We start from the raw sequence: 17,572 nt of genomic DNA, 5'->3' as shown, positions 1-17,572 counted from the left end.
GAGGATATTAATATAATAGTAAATTCCCCTTTTTCTTAGAAAATTTTATGAAAAGGCCAAAAACTATGTATCCAAGGGCAAACCAAAAAATACTTGTTAATAATAGTAAGACAAAAGAAGAATAGATATTTTCATTTGAAAAACTTAATCGTAAAACTGTATTACACATAGTCAGGGGTAAAATTTTTGAAACATTTGTGATTATTGATGCTGTTGGTACCGTATTAGTGACAAAAAGCAGAAATAGCTGGATTAAAAATATAATCGAGCCAATTCTTTTAAAATAAATTGATAATCCAGCGACAATAAGTCCTATTCCATACATACCAAAGGTACAGATTATAAGAGATACTAAAACAGCAGGACTTACAAAATAATCCACGCCAAATGCAAAATGTGTTACTATGGAGTATATAAAAATAATAAAAAGTTGTATGATACTTGCTGATACGAGATCTCCAATATATACAATTTGTAGTGGAAGTTTACAGTTGAGTTTAAAAAACAATGTACCGCGCTGTAATTCACTGGTGATTTGATTCCCAATGGTGGAAATTGCAGAAACAGCAAGAGTCCAGGCAATGTAACCTAATAACAACAAGGTTTTATAGTTATTTGTTCCGTATACTTTTTGAAATGAAGCACCAGTATTTGATATATAAAAAAAGCATAGTAGTATAGTGAACACAACAATGTCTGATACTATCCCCATTTTATATCTGATTGTTCTTAGAAAATCCATTTTGAATTCATAGTAAATAATTCTCATTCCCCTGCTCCTCCCCATATATTGTTTCATAAACTTTTAGAAACTGCTCTTTTGAAAGTGATTTTGAAATATTAACAATTTTAGCATTGTTTATAAAAACGAGTTCATCTGAAAGAGATGAAACAAAATCCAAATCATGAGATGTAAGCAAAATAGTCTTAAATTGTTTGATTAAAGATAAAACTGAGGCTAATTGCTTTTTGTGAGCTAGATCTAACCCCTCCGTTGGTTCATCTAAAAACAAATATTGAGAGTTGGCGACTAATGCGGCGAAAATAGTAGTTAATTGTTTTTGGCCAAAAGAAAGTTCTTCGAATAAAGAACCCTGTATTGAGTCATATAGCGGGAAATAGGTGTGGTACTTTTCTATATTGGACTTTATTTCTCCTTTTGATAAACCACGAAGAGTGGAGAGAAAATAAATGTTTTCTTTAACTGTATTTTTTGCATACAAATGTTGGTTTCCTGACAAAACTGTAAATATTTCTCTGGTAAAATAAGGGGTTTCACATTCAATGATTCCCTGGTCTGGAGACAAAACACCACAAAGTATATTTAGAAGGGTAGTCTTGCCTATACCATTGGGACCTATCAAGGATGTAATTGCATTATCGCCAATGCTAAAGGAAACATTATTAAGCACAGTCTTATTATCAAATGATTTTGATATGTTTTTTATATGAATCATTTTGATTTTCAACTCCTTTTGTTTAATAGTATAGTGAAAAGCACAGCAGCACTCCAAATAAACACTAATAATATAGAGGAAATGGCTTACTTATTTATTATATGTCATTTGTAATAGCAAGTCAAAGCACTATGGGAAAAATATAGGCACACCTCCCTTGAGAATGCTGTGGGATTAAAACTAATGTCATGAATTTAAAGAAAAAAGGAATACTATTTTGATTGACTCTAACGCTTATCTGGAGTAAAATAAAAAAGAACATTTGTTCTTTGATGTGATAATGGATCGGATCAATGATTAGTGGAGAGGGAGTGGTATTATGATTAACAGGCAATATTTTGCTGAAAGAAAAAATATAGAGTTTCATATAAATTGCAAATTAAGAATTTTGGTTGTTTTGACGAAAAAGGTATTACTATTAAAATAGATAATATTGTTGTTTTAATAGGACCTAATAATGTGGGAAAAACTACTGTTTTTAAAGCATACGAAGCATTTAGAAATTCAGGGTCTCCTTTGAAAATTGATGAGTTCTACCAAAACAATGAAAAAAATCCGATAGAAATAAGCGGGGGATTTAGGAAAATTAATGAGGAAGATAAAGCACAAATAGGAGAAAAATGGCTTTATCAAAACGAGGATGGAGATACAGTTATTACCTATTGATGATTCGGTCCAGATGGAAAAAAAGATTGTTGAATTATTAACATCAGCAGTAAAAGATAATGTAAAAAACAATAGATCCAAAATTGCAACAATGATTGGTCAAATCAATGAACTGGCAAGGGATGTAAAGAAGGAAATTGCTGATGAATTAGATAAAACCACAGATAAATTGCAAAAAAATTTAAGTGATATATTTCCAGAGTACAATATAGATATTGAACCTCAGGCCGAAAAGTTGGAAGTAGATAAATTATTGGCTGCAGGGACATATTTGAATGTAGCAGCCTCCGATGGAAAATATTATCCTTTAGCTAATCAGGGAGTGGTTTGCAAAGAGCTTTTTTGTGGTCTGCCATTGAGGCACTATCTGATACAGGAAAAATGAAAACGGGAAAACTCTTATAAAAAACGAGGAACCCCAAATACTGTTGGTTGAAGAACCAGAATCTTTTATAATAGATGTATCCAAACCACATACTACAATTATTCGAGTAGAAAAAAATGAAGGTGCGACCAAAATTTTCTCTACGGAGAAAGCAAATTTTTCAGATGATGAGGTTCATGATATGGATTCGCCTAAGGTAAAACGTAAAGATGTATTTGTTAAAAATTCAATGTGGACTATTAATGAAAAAATTATTGATGAAGCAAAAAAAGGGAAAAAATAATAAGGTTATAGTGAATATTCCTGATTTTGAAGGTCAGTTTTTTGGTTATTTACAATCGGGTGATAGACCATATAATGCTATCTTAGAATTGAAGAAGCCAGAACGGAAAGCGGTTTGCGATGAGTTGGATAAAATTATAAATGGAAAACTAAATGAAAATTATGAACGTGAAGTCTAAGAAACATCAAATTATATCGAGTTTGAAAAAAAATATTGTGTGCAGAAAATGTTTAAAATGGAAGAAAAATGGGATTTAGATTAAGGGTAATAAAGAAACAAGGTTCTGTAGACAGTACTTATATTTTTTTGAAATAAGTGATTTTGTATTAGATATTAAAGAAATACAATAAGGAAACTGTATAAACTCGACATAAGCCTAGAAGTGTTTGAGGGTTATCCATAAGACATGTAATATAATGATTGCAAAAAAGATTCGCTACACGCGTGTAGCGAATCCACAAGGGAGGAACTATGGATAAGAAAGAATTAATACAGCATACTGAAGATACATTGCTAGGATTACAAGAAGAAAAATTTTATCAGGATATACGAAATATATTAAAGCAAGCACGTGAACGTGCATATGAAAATGCAAGTGCTATAATGACGCATGCTTATTGGAATGTTGGTAGAAGAATTGTTGAGCAAGAACAGCAAGGCAAAACGAAAGCTAAATATGGTTCATATTTATTGAAAAATCTTTCGAAAGAACTTTTGGATGAGTTTGGAACAGGATTTTCTGTTGCAAATCTGAAAAATTGTCGTCAGTTTTATTTGACCTTTCCACAGGATTCATATGGATATAATGTATCAGGGAAAGTTTCGTGGTCTCATTTGAGAGATATTATGCGGATTTCAGATGAAGAAGAACGAAATTTTTATTTGAATGAAGTGATAAACGAAAATTGGTCTGTAAGAACATTGGAACGTAATATTAAGAGTGGCTATTATAAAAGAATGCTTTCTACACAGTTGCAAAATAAAGAAAATCAAACATTAGAGTTTGTCAAAGATCCGTTCGTGTTAGAATTTATGGGAATAAAGCGAGATGAAAGATATTTGGAAAATGATATTGAAAATGCCATTATTAGTAATCTTCAGAAATTTTTGCTAGAAATGGGGAAAGGGTTTTCATTTGTTGGAAGGCAAATGCGCATTTGTACAGAAACAACAGATTTCTATATTGATTTAGTGTTTTACAATTATATTTTGAAGTGTTTTGTGGTGATTGACTTAAAAACAACTAAATTAACACATCAGGATAATATTCTGTTTTACACGAAAGTCAACAAATATTTGCCTCAAAATATATGACTGTTTTACCAACAGTGGAGGAATTACAAAAAGAATTAGAACGAAATCAATTGATATATAATCCAAAATAGAAAAGGATCAGACTATGGATAAATTCATACTTCATTCAGAATACGCCCCAACCGGTGATCAGCCCCAGGCAATTGAAGCTCTTGTAAAAGGCTTCAAGGAAGGTAACCAGTGCCAGACCCTTCTTGGTGTCACCGGTTCGGGAAAGACGTTCACAATGGCGAACGTGATACAACAACTAAATAAACCAACATTAATCATCGCACATAATAAGACGCTGGCGGCACAGCTCTACGGAGAATTCAAAGAATTCTTCCCAGATAATGCTGTGGAATATTTCGTGTCCTATTATGATTATTATCAGCCGGAAGCTTATGTCCCTTCATCCGATACTTACATTGCCAAGGATTCTTCCATCAATGATGAGATTGACAAGCTCCGTCTTTCTGCGACGATGTCGCTGTCGGAGAGACGCGATGTTATCATTGTGGCCAGTGTTTCCTGTATTTATGGCCTGGGAAGCCCTGTCGATTACCAGAACATGGTGATCTCGCTCCGTCCGGGCATGGTCAGGGACAGGGATGAAGTGATGGCCAAGCTGATCGAGATCCAGTATGACCGCAACGAGATGGATTTCCACAGGGGGACCTTCCGGGTGCGCGGGGATGTACTGGAGGTGATTCCGGCTAATGCGGAGGAGAGTGCAATCCGTATCGAATGGTTCGGGGATGAGATAGAACGGATCACGGAGATTGATATCCTGACAGGGGAGATTAAGGATGAGCTTAAGCATACAGCGATTTTCCCGGCCTCCCATTATGTTGTTGATAAAGAGAATATCGCACGTGCGGTAAAAAATATTGAGGCAGAACTGGAAGAGCGGGTGAAGGAGTTTAAGCGTCAGGACAAGCTGATTGAAGCCCAGCGGATTGCAGAGCGTACGAATTTTGATATTGAGATGCTCAAAGAGACCGGATTCTGCTCCGGAATCGAAAATTATTCGAGGCATCTTTCGGGGCTGGCGCCGGGTCAGCCACCGTATACACTGATTGATTATTTCCCGGATGACTTCATTATGATGATTGATGAGTCACATAAGACAATTCCGCAGATAGGAGGCATGTATTCCGGGGACCAGTCGCGTAAGTCGACGCTTGTGGATTATGGATTCCGCCTTCCGTCCGCGAAGGATAACAGGCCCTTGAATTTCGGGGAATTTGAGAGTAAGATAAATCAGGTCATGTTTGTTTCGGCCACCCCCGGTGTGTACGAGGCAGAGCATGAACTGCTCCGTGCGGAGCAGGTAATCCGGCCTACAGGACTTTTGGACCCAGAGGTGGAAGTGCGCCCTGTGGAGGGCCAGATTGATGACCTGATCGGAGAAGTGAATAAAGAAGTAGCAAAGAAGAATAAAGTGCTTGTTACTACGCTTACTAAGCGGATGGCAGAGGACCTGACCGATTATATGCGTGAGGTCGGTATCCGTGTGAAGTACCTGCATTCGGATGTGGATACACTGGAAAGAACAGAGATTATCCGTGACATGCGTCTGGATGTATTTGATGTGCTTGTCGGGATTAACCTGCTCAGAGAAGGTCTGGATATACCGGAGATTACGCTGGTTGCGATACTGGATGCAGATAAGGAAGGGTTCCTCCGTTCAGAGATTTCCCTGATCCAGACAATCGGGCGTGCCGCGAGGAACTCCGAGGGGCATGTGATCATGTATGCCGATAAGATTACCGATTCCATGCAGACTGCGATGGATGAAACACAGCGCCGCCGTGGGATTCAGATGAAGTATAATGAAGAACATCATATCACGCCGACCACGATCCAGAAGGCAGTGCGGGACTTAATCAGCATATCTAAAAAAGTGGCTGCAAAAGAGATGCAGATGGAGAAAGATCCGGAGTCTATGAGCAGGAAAGAACTGGAGAAGCTGGTTGCAGATCTGTCTAAGCAGATGAAGAAGGCAGCAGCAGAACTGAACTTCGAGGCAGCGGCAGAACTCAGGGACAAACTGGTGGAACTGAAAAAGAACCTCAATGATATGGATGACTAACGAAAGCAATCCGATATCGGTGAATAATTTACAGAAAATACAGAAGAATAGAATAGACAGGAGTACAGGAAGGGAAGAACATGGCTAAAAAGATGGATGCCCGCAAGTACATTAAGATACGCGGTGCAAATGAAAATAATCTGAAGAATATTGATCTTGATATCCCGAGGAATGAACTTGTGGTACTGACCGGGCTTAGCGGGTCCGGCAAGTCCTCTCTGGCGTTTGACACGATTTATGCAGAAGGCCAGAGGCGGTATATGGAATCACTGTCCTCTTATGCAAGACAGTTTCTGGGACAGATGGAAAAACCAAACGTGGAGAGCATCGAGGGACTTTCCCCGGCAATCTCCATTGACCAGAAGTCTACCAACCATAATCCGCGTTCTACCGTCGGGACGGTCACGGAAATTTACGACTATTTCCGTTTGCTTTACGCGAGAATCGGAATCCCGCACTGCCCGAAGTGTGGGAAAGAAATCATGAAGCAGACGGTAGACCAGATGGTGGACCAGGTTATGGCGCTGCCTGAGGGAACGAAGATCCAACTGCTGGCGCCGGTTGTAAGAGGCAGGAAAGGAACCCATGCAAAGCTTCTGGAAAGGGCAAAAAGAAGCGGCTATGTGAGAGTGCGTGTTGACGGGAACCTTTATGAATTGTCGGAAGAGATTACACTGGATAAAAATATTAAGCACAATATAGAGATTATTGTCGACCGCTTAATTGTAAAACCGGGAATAGAGAAAAGACTGACAGATTCTGTTGAAAGTGTGCTGAGTCTTGCGGAAGGACTGCTGATCGTGGATATCATTGGCGGGGAGCCGATGAATTTCAGCCAGAGTTTTGCATGTCCGGACTGCGGTATCAGCATTGACGAGATCGAGCCAAGAAGCTTTTCGTTCAACAATCCATTCGGGGCATGCCCGGTCTGCTTTGGACTCGGTTATAAGATGGAGTTCTCCGAGGACCTGATGATACCGGATAAGTCACTGAGTATTAATGAAGGGGCTATCACCGTGACCGGATGGCAGTCCTGCACAGATAAATCCAGCTTTACAAGAGCGATTCTGGATGCCCTGTGCAAGGAATATAAATTTGATCTGGATACTCCGTTTGAAAAGTACCCGAAAAAAATACATGATGTTATTATGCACGGTACAAATGGAAAGTCTGTAAAAGTTTATTATAAGGGACAGCGCGGGGAAGGCGTGTATGATGTTTCCTTCGAGGGACTGATCAAGAATGTGGAGAGACGGTACCGTGAGACAGGATCCGAAACGATGAAGGCAGAATATGAGACCTTTATGAATATCACTCCGTGTTCAGAGTGTGGCGGCCAGAGGCTGAAAAAGGGATCTCTGGCAGTTACTGTCGGAGGTAAGAACATTGCGGAAGTGACGGCATATTCAATCGATAGGCTTCACGATTTTCTGGTAAATCTCGAACTGACCCAGACACAGCAGATGATCGGAAACCAGATTTTAAAAGAAATCAAAGCGAGAATCCAGTTCCTGATGAACGTCGGTCTGGATTATCTGACACTTGCCAGGGCGACAGCATCTCTGTCAGGCGGGGAGGCCCAGAGAATCCGGCTTGCCACCCAGATCGGTTCAGGTCTGGTCGGTGTCGCCTATATTCTGGATGAACCGAGTATCGGCCTGCACCAGAGAGACAATGATAAGCTTCTGGACACGCTGAAGCATCTGCGCGATCTGGGAAATACACTGATCGTAGTCGAGCATGATGAAGATACCATGCTGGCGGCTGATTGTATCGTAGATATCGGACCCGGTGCAGGGGAACACGGCGGCGAGGTCATTGCGGTTGGTACGGCCCAGGAGATCATGAAGAATAAGAACTCTATAACAGGGGCATATTTAAGCGGAAAGCTTCAGATACCCGTGCCGGAGAAGCGGGAAAAGCCAAGCGGGTACCTGAAGATCGTGGGCGCCCAGGAGAATAATCTGAAGAATATTGATGTAAAGATTCCTCTGGGAGTCATGACCTGTGTGACGGGCGTGTCTGGTTCGGGAAAGAGTTCACTCGTCAATGAGATCTTATATAAAAAACTGGCAAAGGAACTGAACCGTGCGAGGACGATTCCGGGCAGGCATAAGAGGATAGAGGGGCTGGAACAGGTGGATAAGGTTATTGACATTGACCAGTCTCCGATCGGACGTACACCGCGTTCCAATCCAGCCACGTATACCGGCGTGTTCGATCTGATCCGGGACCTGTTTGCATCTACTCCGGACGCAAAATCAAGGGGATATAAAAAAGGCAGATTCAGCTTCAATGTCAAAGGTGGACGATGTGAGGCGTGCAGCGGTGACGGAATCCTGAAGATAGAGATGCATTTCCTGCCGGACGTATATGTGCCCTGTGAAGTCTGCGGAGGCAGGCGTTATAACAGGGAGACGCTGGAAGTGAAGTATAAAGGTAAGACGATTTATGATGTTCTGAACATGACAGTGGAAGAAGCACTGACATTCTTCGAGCATGTGCCGAGCATCCGCAGGAAGATGGAGACGCTTAATGATGTCGGGTTATCCTATATCCGTCTGGGACAGCCTTCCACGGAGCTGTCCGGAGGTGAAGCACAGCGTATCAAGCTTGCGGCAGAACTGAGCCGGAGGAGCACGGGAAAAACGGTATATATACTGGATGAGCCGACCACAGGGCTTCATTTTGCAGATGTCCATAAACTGACAGAAATACTGAGAAGGCTCTCAGCCGACGGAAATACGGTAGTCGTAATCGAACATAATCTGGATGTTATAAAGACGGCAGATTATATCATAGATATCGGTCCCGAAGGCGGCGATAAAGGCGGGACTATTGTGGCGACAGGAACACCGGAGGAAGTGGCGGAGAATCCGAATTCTTATACAGGCAGGTATATCACGGAAGCACTTGCAAAGTGCAGGGTCTGACAGAGAAAACTCCAGCCCGGTCTCCCTTGGGATTCCGGGCTGGAGTTTCATATAAAAGGCGTACCGGCGGAAAAAGTCGGATTTTGCGGGGTTAATTTTTATTCCTTAAGAAAAAATAAATTATAAAAAAAGGGTTTCCATTTTTGGAAAAGTTTATTATACTATTTGTGCAACTTAAGGGAAAAGTGTCATATAAAAACAAATGAATTGTTACTATACCAGGGAGAATTCCTGCCATTGGCAGAGAAACGCAGAGGAACAGTGATTATGATAAGGATTAATAAGGGTTTTGGAAGGGAGAGTCATTATGTCTGTAGATATCGGGATAGATTTGGGGACGGCCAGTGTGCTTGTGTATGTGAAAGGCAAAGGAGTGGTACTTAAGGAACCATCCGTTGTAGCGTTTGACAGAGATACGAATGTGATCAAAGCGATCGGAGAAGAGGCACGCCTGATGCTGGGGAGAACACCGGGCAATATCATAGCTGTCCGCCCGCTTCGCCAGGGTGTGATTTCAGATTACACGGTCACAGAGAAGATGATCAAATATTTTGTGCAGAAGTCACTCGGAAAAAGGACATTTAAAAAGCCGCGCATCAGCATCTGTGTGCCCAGCGGGGTAACAGAGGTTGAGAAGAAAGCAGTGGAAGAGGCTACATTTGCAGCCGGTGCAAGAGAAGTACATCTGATCGAAGAACCGGTGGCGGCGGCGATCGGTGCGGGGATAGACATCTCCAAGCCGTGTGGGAATATGATCGTGGACATCGGGGGAGGGACTGCGGACATCGCGGTTATTTCACTCGGCGGTACGGTTGTGAATACTTCGATCAAGATCGCGGGTGATGATTTTGATGAAGCGATCGTTCGCTATATGCGAAAGAAACATAATCTTCTGATCGGTGAGCGCACCGCGGAAGATATTAAGATTAAGATAGGAACAACATATCCTCTCGTCGAGGAGGAGACAATGGAGGTCAGGGGGCGTAACCTTGTGACAGGGCTGCCAAAGACCGTCACGGTGACTTCGTCCGAGACTGAGGAGGCGCTGCGGGAGGCCACTGGGCAGATTGTGGAAGCCGTTATCGCAGTTCTGGAACAGACGCCGCCGGAGTTGTCCGCGGATATTCTGGACCGCGGAATCGTTCTTACAGGCGGGGGCGCAATGCTTCGGGGGCTGGAGGAACTGATTGAAGAAAAGACGGGGATTCATACAATGACTGCGGAAGACCCGATGAAAGTCGTGGCGATCGGGACAGGCCAGTTTGTAGAATTTATGAGCGGCAGAACAGATTTCTAAAGGCAGATAAAAGGGATGGGACAGACTACCTCGGGGAAATATAGGGAGGAGTCTGTCTTAACTTATGTTATACCTGATGTGTGGCGTCAGGGTACAGGAGGAGAATTTACATAGCCAGTTCTGGTTAGGAGGCAATTGTGGAAGTAGTTACCGGATATGTGGAGCACATCGTGTTTCGGAATGAGGAGAATGGTTATACCGTATTCAATCTGGACAGTGAAGACGGAGAAGTAACTTGTGTCGGGAGTTTTCATTATATAAATGAGGGGGAAATGCTGGAGGTTCAGGGGGATTATGTGAATCACAGCGTATATGGAAGCCAGTTAAAGGTGAATTCCCATAAAGTCAAAGAACCGGAAGATCTGGTTTCGATTGAACGTTATCTGGGGTCCGGCGCAGTCAAAGGGGTCGGTTCTGCTCTGGCAGCAAGGATCGTCAGAAGGTTTAAAGAGGACACATTCCGGATCATTGAAGAAGAACCGGAGCGGCTGGCAGAAATAAAAGGAATCAGTGAACGCAAGGCAAGAGAGATTGCGGAGCAGGTAGAAGACAAGAAGGATATGCGCAAGGCTATGATATACCTGCAGAATTACGGGATCTCCACGACCCTTGCCGTTAAAATTTATAAACATTATGGTTCAAAGCTCTATCAGGTTCTGGAAGAAAATCCCTATCAGCTTGCAGATAACATTGAAGGCGTGGGATTCAAGACTGCAGATGAGATTGCCTCCCGGATTGGAATCCACACGGATTCGGATTTCAGAATCCGGAGCGGAATTTTTTATACCCTGCAGCAGTCTGTGGGTGAAGGCCATATCTACCTTCCCCAGCACATACTCGCCGCAAGGGCGGGACAGCTTCTCGGGGTGCAGATTCAGGACGTGGAAAAGTATATTATGGACCTCTGCATTGAGCGGAAGGTGGTCAGGAAAGAAGAACAGGACGAGATCAGGATTTACCCGGCGCACTATTACTATCTGGAACTGAATGCGGCACGCATGCTCCATGACCTGAATATTGATTGTAACATGCCTGAAGATATGATGGAAAAGCGGCTCAGAAAGGTTGAGGAGCAGGAAGATATCTCACTGGACCCGATGCAGCACCGGGCGGTTATCGAATCCATCAAGCATGGTCTTCTCGTCCTGACAGGAGGCCCCGGAACCGGGAAAACAACGACGATCAACACGATGATCCAGTTCTTTGAGAGTGAAGGGATGAGTATTCTGCTTGCGGCCCCGACAGGGCGTGCGGCGAAGCGAATGACTGAGGCAACCGGATACCAGGCACAGACAATCCACCGGCTTCTGGAAGTCAGCGGGAATCCGGAGGAGGAAGGAAATGTCAACGGGTTTATGAGAAACCGGCAGAACCCTCTGGAGACGGATGTGCTGATCATTGATGAAATGTCAATGGTAGACCTTCCGCTGATGCATGCGCTGCTGTCTGCAGTTGTGGAGGGCACACGCCTGATTCTCGTGGGAGATGTGAACCAGCTTCCGTCCGTAGGGCCAGGGAGTGTGCTGAAAGATATTATCGCATCCGGCAGCTTTCCGGTAGTCACACTGACAAAGATTTTCCGGCAGGCAGGGGAGAGCGACATTGTCGTGAATGCACATAAGATTAATGCGGGGGAAGCTGTCATATTAAATAATAAAAGCAGAGATTTCTTTTTCCTGAAACGTCAGGAAGCAGATGTGATCATCAGTGTGGTGATTACGCTGATCCAGAAAAAGCTGCCAAAGTATGTAGATGCGGCACCGACCGATATCCAGGTCATGACGCCGACGAGGAAAGGCCTGCTGGGAGTAGAACGGCTGAATACTATTCTTCAGAAGTATTTGAACCCCCCGGACCCGAAAAAGGCTGAAAAGGAATTCGGCCAGAAAATTTTCCGTGTCGGGGATAAAGTGATGCAGATCAAGAACAACTACCAGCTGGAGTGGGAGATCTGTACGAAGTTTGGACTCACAGTAGACAAAGGCACCGGGATTTTCAACGGTGACATGGGAATTGTAACAGATATCAATACATTCGATGAGACGATAGAAGTGGAATATGATGAGGGGAGAAAGGTGAAATATCCATATGAGCTGTTGGAGGAACTGGAACTGGCCTATGCCATTACGGTTCATAAATCACAGGGAAGCGAGTATCCGGCAGTTATCATTCCTCTTCTTCCGGGACCAAGGCTTTTGTATAACAGAAACCTCTTGTACACCGCAGTCACACGTGCAAAAAAATGCCTGACAATCGTAGGGAGTGATGCAACATTTCAGGAAATGATACAAAACAAAAACGAACAGAACCGTTATACAAGTCTGGCAGAGCGTATACAGGAATTTTAAACCTCCTTTACCCGCCGGTCTGTCCGTTCTGTGGGGAGATCAGTCCGGACGGCATCTGTCCGTCTTGCAGAAAGAAGGTCAGGTACATCAAAGAACCGCGCTGTATGCGCTGCGGAAAGCCCGTGGAAAAAGAGGAGCAGGAATACTGCCGTGACTGCAGCGGGCATGAAGCCTCCTTTGAGCAGGGGCGCAGCATCTGGCTGCACCGCATGCCGGTATCTGGTGCTGTTTATCAGTTCAAGTATAAGAACAAGAGGAATTTTGGAAAGGTATTTGCACGGGAGATGGCTTTGTGCTATGAAGCACAGGTCAGGAGATGGAAGATTGACGAGATTATTCCGGTTCCGCTGCACAAAAGCAGGAAGAGGAAACGTGGGTATAATCAGGCAGGCATTGTGGCGGAAGAACTTGGAAAACTGCTCCATATCCCGGTGAATCACAGGGCAGTCTTAAGAATCCGGAACACCAGACCACAGAAGGAGTTAAACGATACACAGCGCATCCATAATCTGAAAGGTGCCTTTGCAGTGCCGGAAAATCAGAAAATAAAGCCGAATATACTGATTGTAGATGACATTTATACGACCGGAAATACAATAGAAAGAGTGGCTGAAAAGCTAAAGGCTGCAGGGGCTGAAAAAGTGTATTTTTTAACCATAAGCATTGGACAAGGACTCTGACTGTATGCTATACTAAAAATGATGTTTATTTGCATCTGCTGAAAACAGAAGAATACTTTGAGGTGAAGATATGTTAGATAAGAACCGTATCAGACTGATGACAAAGATGGCACAGTATGAGAAGACACTGGCGCCGGAAGATTTGAAAATCAGCAGTTATTATAAAAAGGATTACGCGAGTCTGAACACCCTGATCACAGCGATCTGGGTTACCGCAGGGTATGCACTTGTGGCGGGACTGGTGATATTATGCAACGTAGACGCCCTGCTGAAGGACCTGACAGTGACCAAGTTGATTTTTATTATTGCCGTGGCGCTGGGGGCGTATATTGTACTGCTGGTTACATATTGTGTCTGCGCAGGCAGTTTTTACAAGTCCAGACATAATAAGGCAAAGCAGCGTGTAAAAAAGTATTATCGAGATTTATCCCGTCTGGGAAAGATGTATGTGAAGGAGAATAATTAGAAAATGAGTACTTTACTTGTCTGGAAAGAGCAACTCCAAAAGATATACGCCAGGTATTCCATATATATAATGAAAGCGCTGCAGTTTGTCTTGGGCCTGTGTGTTTTCGGTCTTATCAACTCGAATATAGGATTTATGAAAGCAGCTTCTTCAATACTGTGTACAGTGGGTCTTTCGGTGATATGTGCATTTCTGCCTCTTGTAGTGATGGTCATTGCGGCAACCGCGCTCGTCCTCGTGCATTTTTACGCGTTGTCAATGCCAATTGCACTGGTGTCTGCCATTATCTTTTTGATTATGTATATTTTTTACTTCAGATTCACACCGAAAAAGGCATGGCTCGTCCTGCTGACCCCGGTAGCATTCGCATTAAAGATACCTTTCGTGATACCGGTAGCGTTCGGACTGCTCTCAGCTCCGATCTGTGTTCTTCCGGCGGCATTCGGGACTATCGTTTATTATATGATACATTTTGTGAAGATGTCCTCATCGGCCTACAAGGGTGACGATGCAAAAAGCCTTGTGGAGGGATTAATGGCATTTACAAAACAATCTCTGACAAACAAGGAAATGTGGGTGATGGTGGCGGCACTTTCAGTCAGCCTCTTCATTGTATATGCGGTACGTACCCGCTCTGTGGACCATGCCTGGAAGATTGCTTCCGCATCGGGTGCAGTCACGGCAATCCTTATCGGGGCGGCTGGGAAGATTGCACTGAATGTACACCTGTCCTATGGGCCTATGGCCCTGAGTGGTGTGGCGGCTATTGCTGTCGGCCTGATACTTGAATTCCTGTTTTTCTCAGTGAATTATTCACGGACGGAACGTATGCAGTTTGAGGATGACGAATATTATTATTATGTGAAGGCAGTTCCGAAAATAGGAGTCTCCGCACCCGAGATGAGTGTAAAGCATATTAATGAAAGAAAAGAGCAGGCTGACTCACAGGAGACGGTTCTTATAGATTCCAGAAATGTGAAGCAGGCAGCAGAAGTAAGGCGTCAGCCACAGCAGAAAAAGCGGCCGGTTCCGAAACCGAGGAATCAGGTGAGAAAAGTAGACCATGCCAGGGCTGCAGATGAGATTCTCCTGACCAGAAGTCTTACAAAGGAACTTGGATTAGAGAATCTGGAAGATGAATTAAATAAATAATTTTGAAAATGATATAAGGGAGTTATAATAATTAAGACAGGAGGTGGCAGTATGGAACAGTGGATAAGAAACTTTTTTTCAAATTACGTGAGCGATATGTACTTTCCAAATGTACACCTGACCGATATCATAGAGATATTAATTGTATCAGTGATCGTTTATGAGATCATGCTGTGGATAAAGAATACAAAGGCCTGGATGCTTTTAAAGGGAATGATCGTCCTTGGACTTTTCATTCTGGTCGCGGCAATATTTCAGATGCATACGATCCTGTTTCTGGCCAGAGAGTCGATCAATGTACTGGCGGTTGCCGCCGTCGTTGTATTCCAGCCGGAATTGCGCCGGGCTCTGGAGAAGCTAGGTGAAAAGAACCTGCTGAGTAATATTAACTTGTTTGACAGGAACAAAGAGAATCAGCGTTTTTCCGATGAAACAGTGGAGAGCCTTGTAAAGGCATGCTTTGACATGGGAAGTGTCTGCACAGGCGCGTTGATTGTCGTGGAACAGGCAATACGTCTGACAGAATATGAGATGACAGGAATTGAACTGGATTGTAAGGTGTCGTCTCAGGTTCTGCTTAATATATTCGAACACAATACTCCGCTGCATGACGGCGCGGTAATCGTACGGGGCGACAGAATTACTTCGGCGACTTGTTATCTGCCGCTGTCCGACAATATGCAGATCAGCAAAGACCTGGGAACCAGACACAGGGCTGCCCTGGGAATGAGCGAAGTGAGCGATGCCCTTATTATTGCGGTGTCGGAGGAAACCGGGCAGGTGTCTGTTGCAATGGGCGGACAGCTGGCGAGAGGTGTAACACCGGAATATCTAGCGACAAGGCTGAGCCAGATCCAGTATAGAACTTCGGAAGGGAAGAAATTTACTATACGGAAAGGACGGCAGAGACATGAAGAAGTATAAGTTTACGAACAATCTGGGACTTAAGATTATGGCACTTGTTTTTGCCGCGCTCCTTTGGCTGATCGTTGTAAATGTAGATGACCCTGTAGAGACTGCCACTTTTAGAAATGTTCCGGTTACGATGCAGAATGTACAGCTTGTAACAAACGACGGGCATACGTACAGGGTGCTTGATGATACAGAGTCCGTCAGTGTCATTGTAAAGGCAAAACGTTCTGTACTGGCGAAGATCACGGTAAGTAATATTGTTGCCAATGCCGATATGGCCGAGATGCAGTTTGAAACCCTGGTCCCGATTACGCCGACGATTCCGGGTTATGAAGGTAAGTATACTGCAGAAGCAGTACCCGGCAATTTAAAAGTGAAGGTAGAAAAACGTATATTAAGGACACTGCCCCTGACAGTCAGTGTTTCCGGCACCCCGCGTGACGGGCATGTCATCGGGGAGATTACGACGAATCCTGATAAGGTTCAGGTAAGGGGGTCGGAGTCGCTTGTTAACAGTATAGACAAGGCTGTGGCGAAGGTTGATGTTTCCGGTATCTCGAAGACAGGGGTCCTGCCGGCAGAGCTGGAATATTATGACAGCAGCGGCAATGTAGTTGGCCGCAGCCAGCTTACAGATAACATTGGTGAAGAAGGCGTTACAGTAAATGTGACTGTACTTGATACGAAAAATCTGGCTTTGAACTTCAATGTCACAGGAACACCGGAGGATGGCTATGTATTCAGCGGTTTGACCTGTGAACCTGAAAAGATACAGGTCTGTGGCACGAAGGAGGCACTCGCGGAAATTTCATCTCTGGATATAACGGATGATGCGCTTGATATAACCGGGACAACCGGGAAGTTTGAGAAAACAGTGGATATCCTGCCTTATCTTCCGGAAGGAATTGAACTGGTAGATGAGACAGCTAACAACATCATCGTGACGGTAAAGATTGAACAAATCGATGCAAGAACGATCGAATTACCAGTGGAATCCATTCGTGTGGATAACCTGAAGGATAACCTGCTGATATCCTATGAGTCGGAGACAGAGATTGAAATGCAGTTTAAAGGTCCACAGGATGTGCTTAAGAAGCTGGATATGGAAGATGCAGTATCGATTGACATGAAGAACCATACAAAGCCTGGTAAATATGATGTTCAGGTAAGTGTAACCTTACCGGATGATATAAAAAATGAGGTAAAACTGACGAAAAGGCCTGTCATTAAGGTAACTGTCACTGAGAAGGAAGAACAGACAGAGCCGTCAGAACCAAAGGAAGAACAATAGGGAGGGGCACTCAAAGATGGTTAGTGAAAAAGTGATTATCAAGAATCCGACAGGTCTGCATCTTCGGCCAGCGGGGTTGTTCTGTAAGACGGCCATGCAGTATGGCAGTAAGATTACAGTAGAGAAAAAGTCGAAGTCCGAGGATGTGACTGCGAATGCAAAGAGCGTCTTAAGCGTACTCGGTGCATGTATTAAAAGCGGTGATGAGATCCGTATTGTCTGTGAGGGCGAGGATGAAGAAGTGGCTCTGAAGGAAATGGTACGCATTGTAGAGGATGGTCTTGGAGAGTAGGATTTGATAAAAGATAAGGAAA

General features: G+C 43.6%; 17 protein-coding genes. 15 read left to right on the top strand and 2 right to left on the bottom strand.

Going from position 1 to position 17,572, the window contains the following annotated elements:
• Positions 1–7: 7 nt before the first annotated feature.
• A complete protein-coding gene (locus DWX43_RS04590; RefSeq protein WP_181368547.1) occupies positions 8–769 on the bottom strand; it encodes an ABC transporter permease in 762 nt (253 codons plus the stop codon).
• Positions 750–1,457: an ABC transporter ATP-binding protein gene (locus DWX43_RS04585; RefSeq protein WP_118619095.1), complete on the bottom strand. Its 708-nt coding sequence runs from the start codon at positions 1,455–1,457 to the stop codon at positions 750–752. Before DWX43_RS04585 ends, DWX43_RS04590 begins: the two co-directional genes overlap by 20 nt.
• Before the next feature lie 372 nt (positions 1,458–1,829).
• On the opposite strand from DWX43_RS04585, the gene DWX43_RS27270 reads away from it, so the two are divergent.
• The 15 genes from DWX43_RS27270 (at position 1,830) to DWX43_RS04525 (ending at position 17,550) form a co-directional block, all read left to right on the top strand.
• A complete protein-coding gene (locus tag DWX43_RS27270; protein WP_243099254.1) occupies positions 1,830–2,123 on the top strand; it encodes an AAA family ATPase in 294 nt (97 codons plus the stop codon).
• Positions 2,124–2,136: 13 nt separating this feature from the next.
• A complete protein-coding gene (locus DWX43_RS27265; RefSeq protein ID WP_243099253.1) occupies positions 2,137–2,508 on the top strand; it encodes a hypothetical protein in 372 nt (123 codons plus the stop codon).
• A gap of 43 nt (positions 2,509–2,551) precedes the next feature.
• Positions 2,552–2,791 carry a hypothetical protein gene (locus DWX43_RS27260; protein WP_243099252.1) on the top strand — a complete coding sequence of 80 codons (240 nt, stop codon included), beginning with the start codon at positions 2,552–2,554 and terminating at the stop codon, positions 2,789–2,791.
• Complete coding sequence (locus tag DWX43_RS27255) at positions 2,751–2,969, top strand: hypothetical protein (RefSeq protein ID WP_243099251.1); 219 nt, start codon at positions 2,751–2,753, stop codon at positions 2,967–2,969. The genes DWX43_RS27260 and DWX43_RS27255 overlap by 41 nt, the downstream gene beginning before the upstream one ends.
• Before the next feature lie 293 nt (positions 2,970–3,262).
• Positions 3,263–4,105 carry a PDDEXK nuclease domain-containing protein gene (locus DWX43_RS04575; protein WP_243099250.1) on the top strand — a complete coding sequence of 281 codons (843 nt, stop codon included), beginning with the start codon at positions 3,263–3,265 and terminating at the stop codon, positions 4,103–4,105.
• Between the two features lie 85 nt (positions 4,106–4,190).
• On the top strand, positions 4,191–6,179 hold the full coding sequence (gene uvrB, locus DWX43_RS04570) for an excinuclease ABC subunit UvrB (protein WP_118619093.1): 1,989 nt from the start codon (positions 4,191–4,193) through the stop codon (positions 6,177–6,179).
• An 80-nt stretch (positions 6,180–6,259) separates the two neighbouring features.
• Positions 6,260–9,112, top strand: a complete 2,853-nt coding sequence (gene uvrA / locus DWX43_RS04565) for an excinuclease ABC subunit UvrA (RefSeq protein ID WP_118619091.1) — start codon at positions 6,260–6,262, stop codon at positions 9,110–9,112.
• A 304-nt stretch (positions 9,113–9,416) separates the two neighbouring features.
• The gene (locus tag DWX43_RS04560) at positions 9,417–10,409 is read left to right on the top strand and encodes a rod shape-determining protein (protein WP_347559297.1); all 993 of its coding nucleotides are present in this window, start codon (positions 9,417–9,419) and stop codon (positions 10,407–10,409) included.
• Positions 10,410–10,546: 137 nt separating this feature from the next.
• Entirely contained in the window at positions 10,547–12,757 is a 2,211-nt protein-coding gene (locus DWX43_RS04555) for an ATP-dependent RecD-like DNA helicase (RefSeq protein WP_118619089.1), read from the top strand.
• A 104-nt stretch (positions 12,758–12,861) separates the two neighbouring features.
• Positions 12,862–13,437 (top strand): ComF family protein, encoded by a 576-nt coding sequence (locus DWX43_RS04550; RefSeq protein ID WP_330405223.1) that lies wholly within the window; start codon positions 12,862–12,864, stop codon positions 13,435–13,437.
• Positions 13,438–13,507: 70 nt separating this feature from the next.
• Positions 13,508–13,903 carry a hypothetical protein gene (locus DWX43_RS04545; protein ID WP_118619087.1) on the top strand — a complete coding sequence of 132 codons (396 nt, stop codon included), beginning with the start codon at positions 13,508–13,510 and terminating at the stop codon, positions 13,901–13,903.
• Between the two features lie 3 nt (positions 13,904–13,906).
• Positions 13,907–15,055, top strand: a complete 1,149-nt coding sequence (locus DWX43_RS04540; protein ID WP_118619085.1) for a hypothetical protein — start codon at positions 13,907–13,909, stop codon at positions 15,053–15,055.
• Positions 15,056–15,106: 51 nt separating this feature from the next.
• Positions 15,107–15,979, top strand: a complete 873-nt coding sequence (cdaA, locus tag DWX43_RS04535; protein ID WP_109729449.1) for a diadenylate cyclase CdaA — start codon at positions 15,107–15,109, stop codon at positions 15,977–15,979.
• Complete coding sequence (locus DWX43_RS04530; RefSeq protein WP_109729448.1) at positions 15,966–17,258, top strand: CdaR family protein; 1,293 nt, start codon at positions 15,966–15,968, stop codon at positions 17,256–17,258. Before cdaA ends, DWX43_RS04530 begins: the two co-directional genes overlap by 14 nt.
• A 16-nt stretch (positions 17,259–17,274) precedes the next feature.
• Entirely contained in the window at positions 17,275–17,550 is a 276-nt protein-coding gene (locus tag DWX43_RS04525; protein ID WP_118619083.1) for an HPr family phosphocarrier protein, read from the top strand.
• Positions 17,551–17,572 lie beyond the last annotated feature (22 nt).

The sequence above is a fragment of the Clostridium sp. AF19-22AC genome (genome assembly GCF_003479085.1).
Taxonomy (GTDB): Bacteria; Bacillota; Clostridia; order Lachnospirales; family Lachnospiraceae; genus Faecalicatena_A; species Faecalicatena_A orotica.
This window is presented reverse-complemented; position numbering and strand designations above follow the sequence as displayed.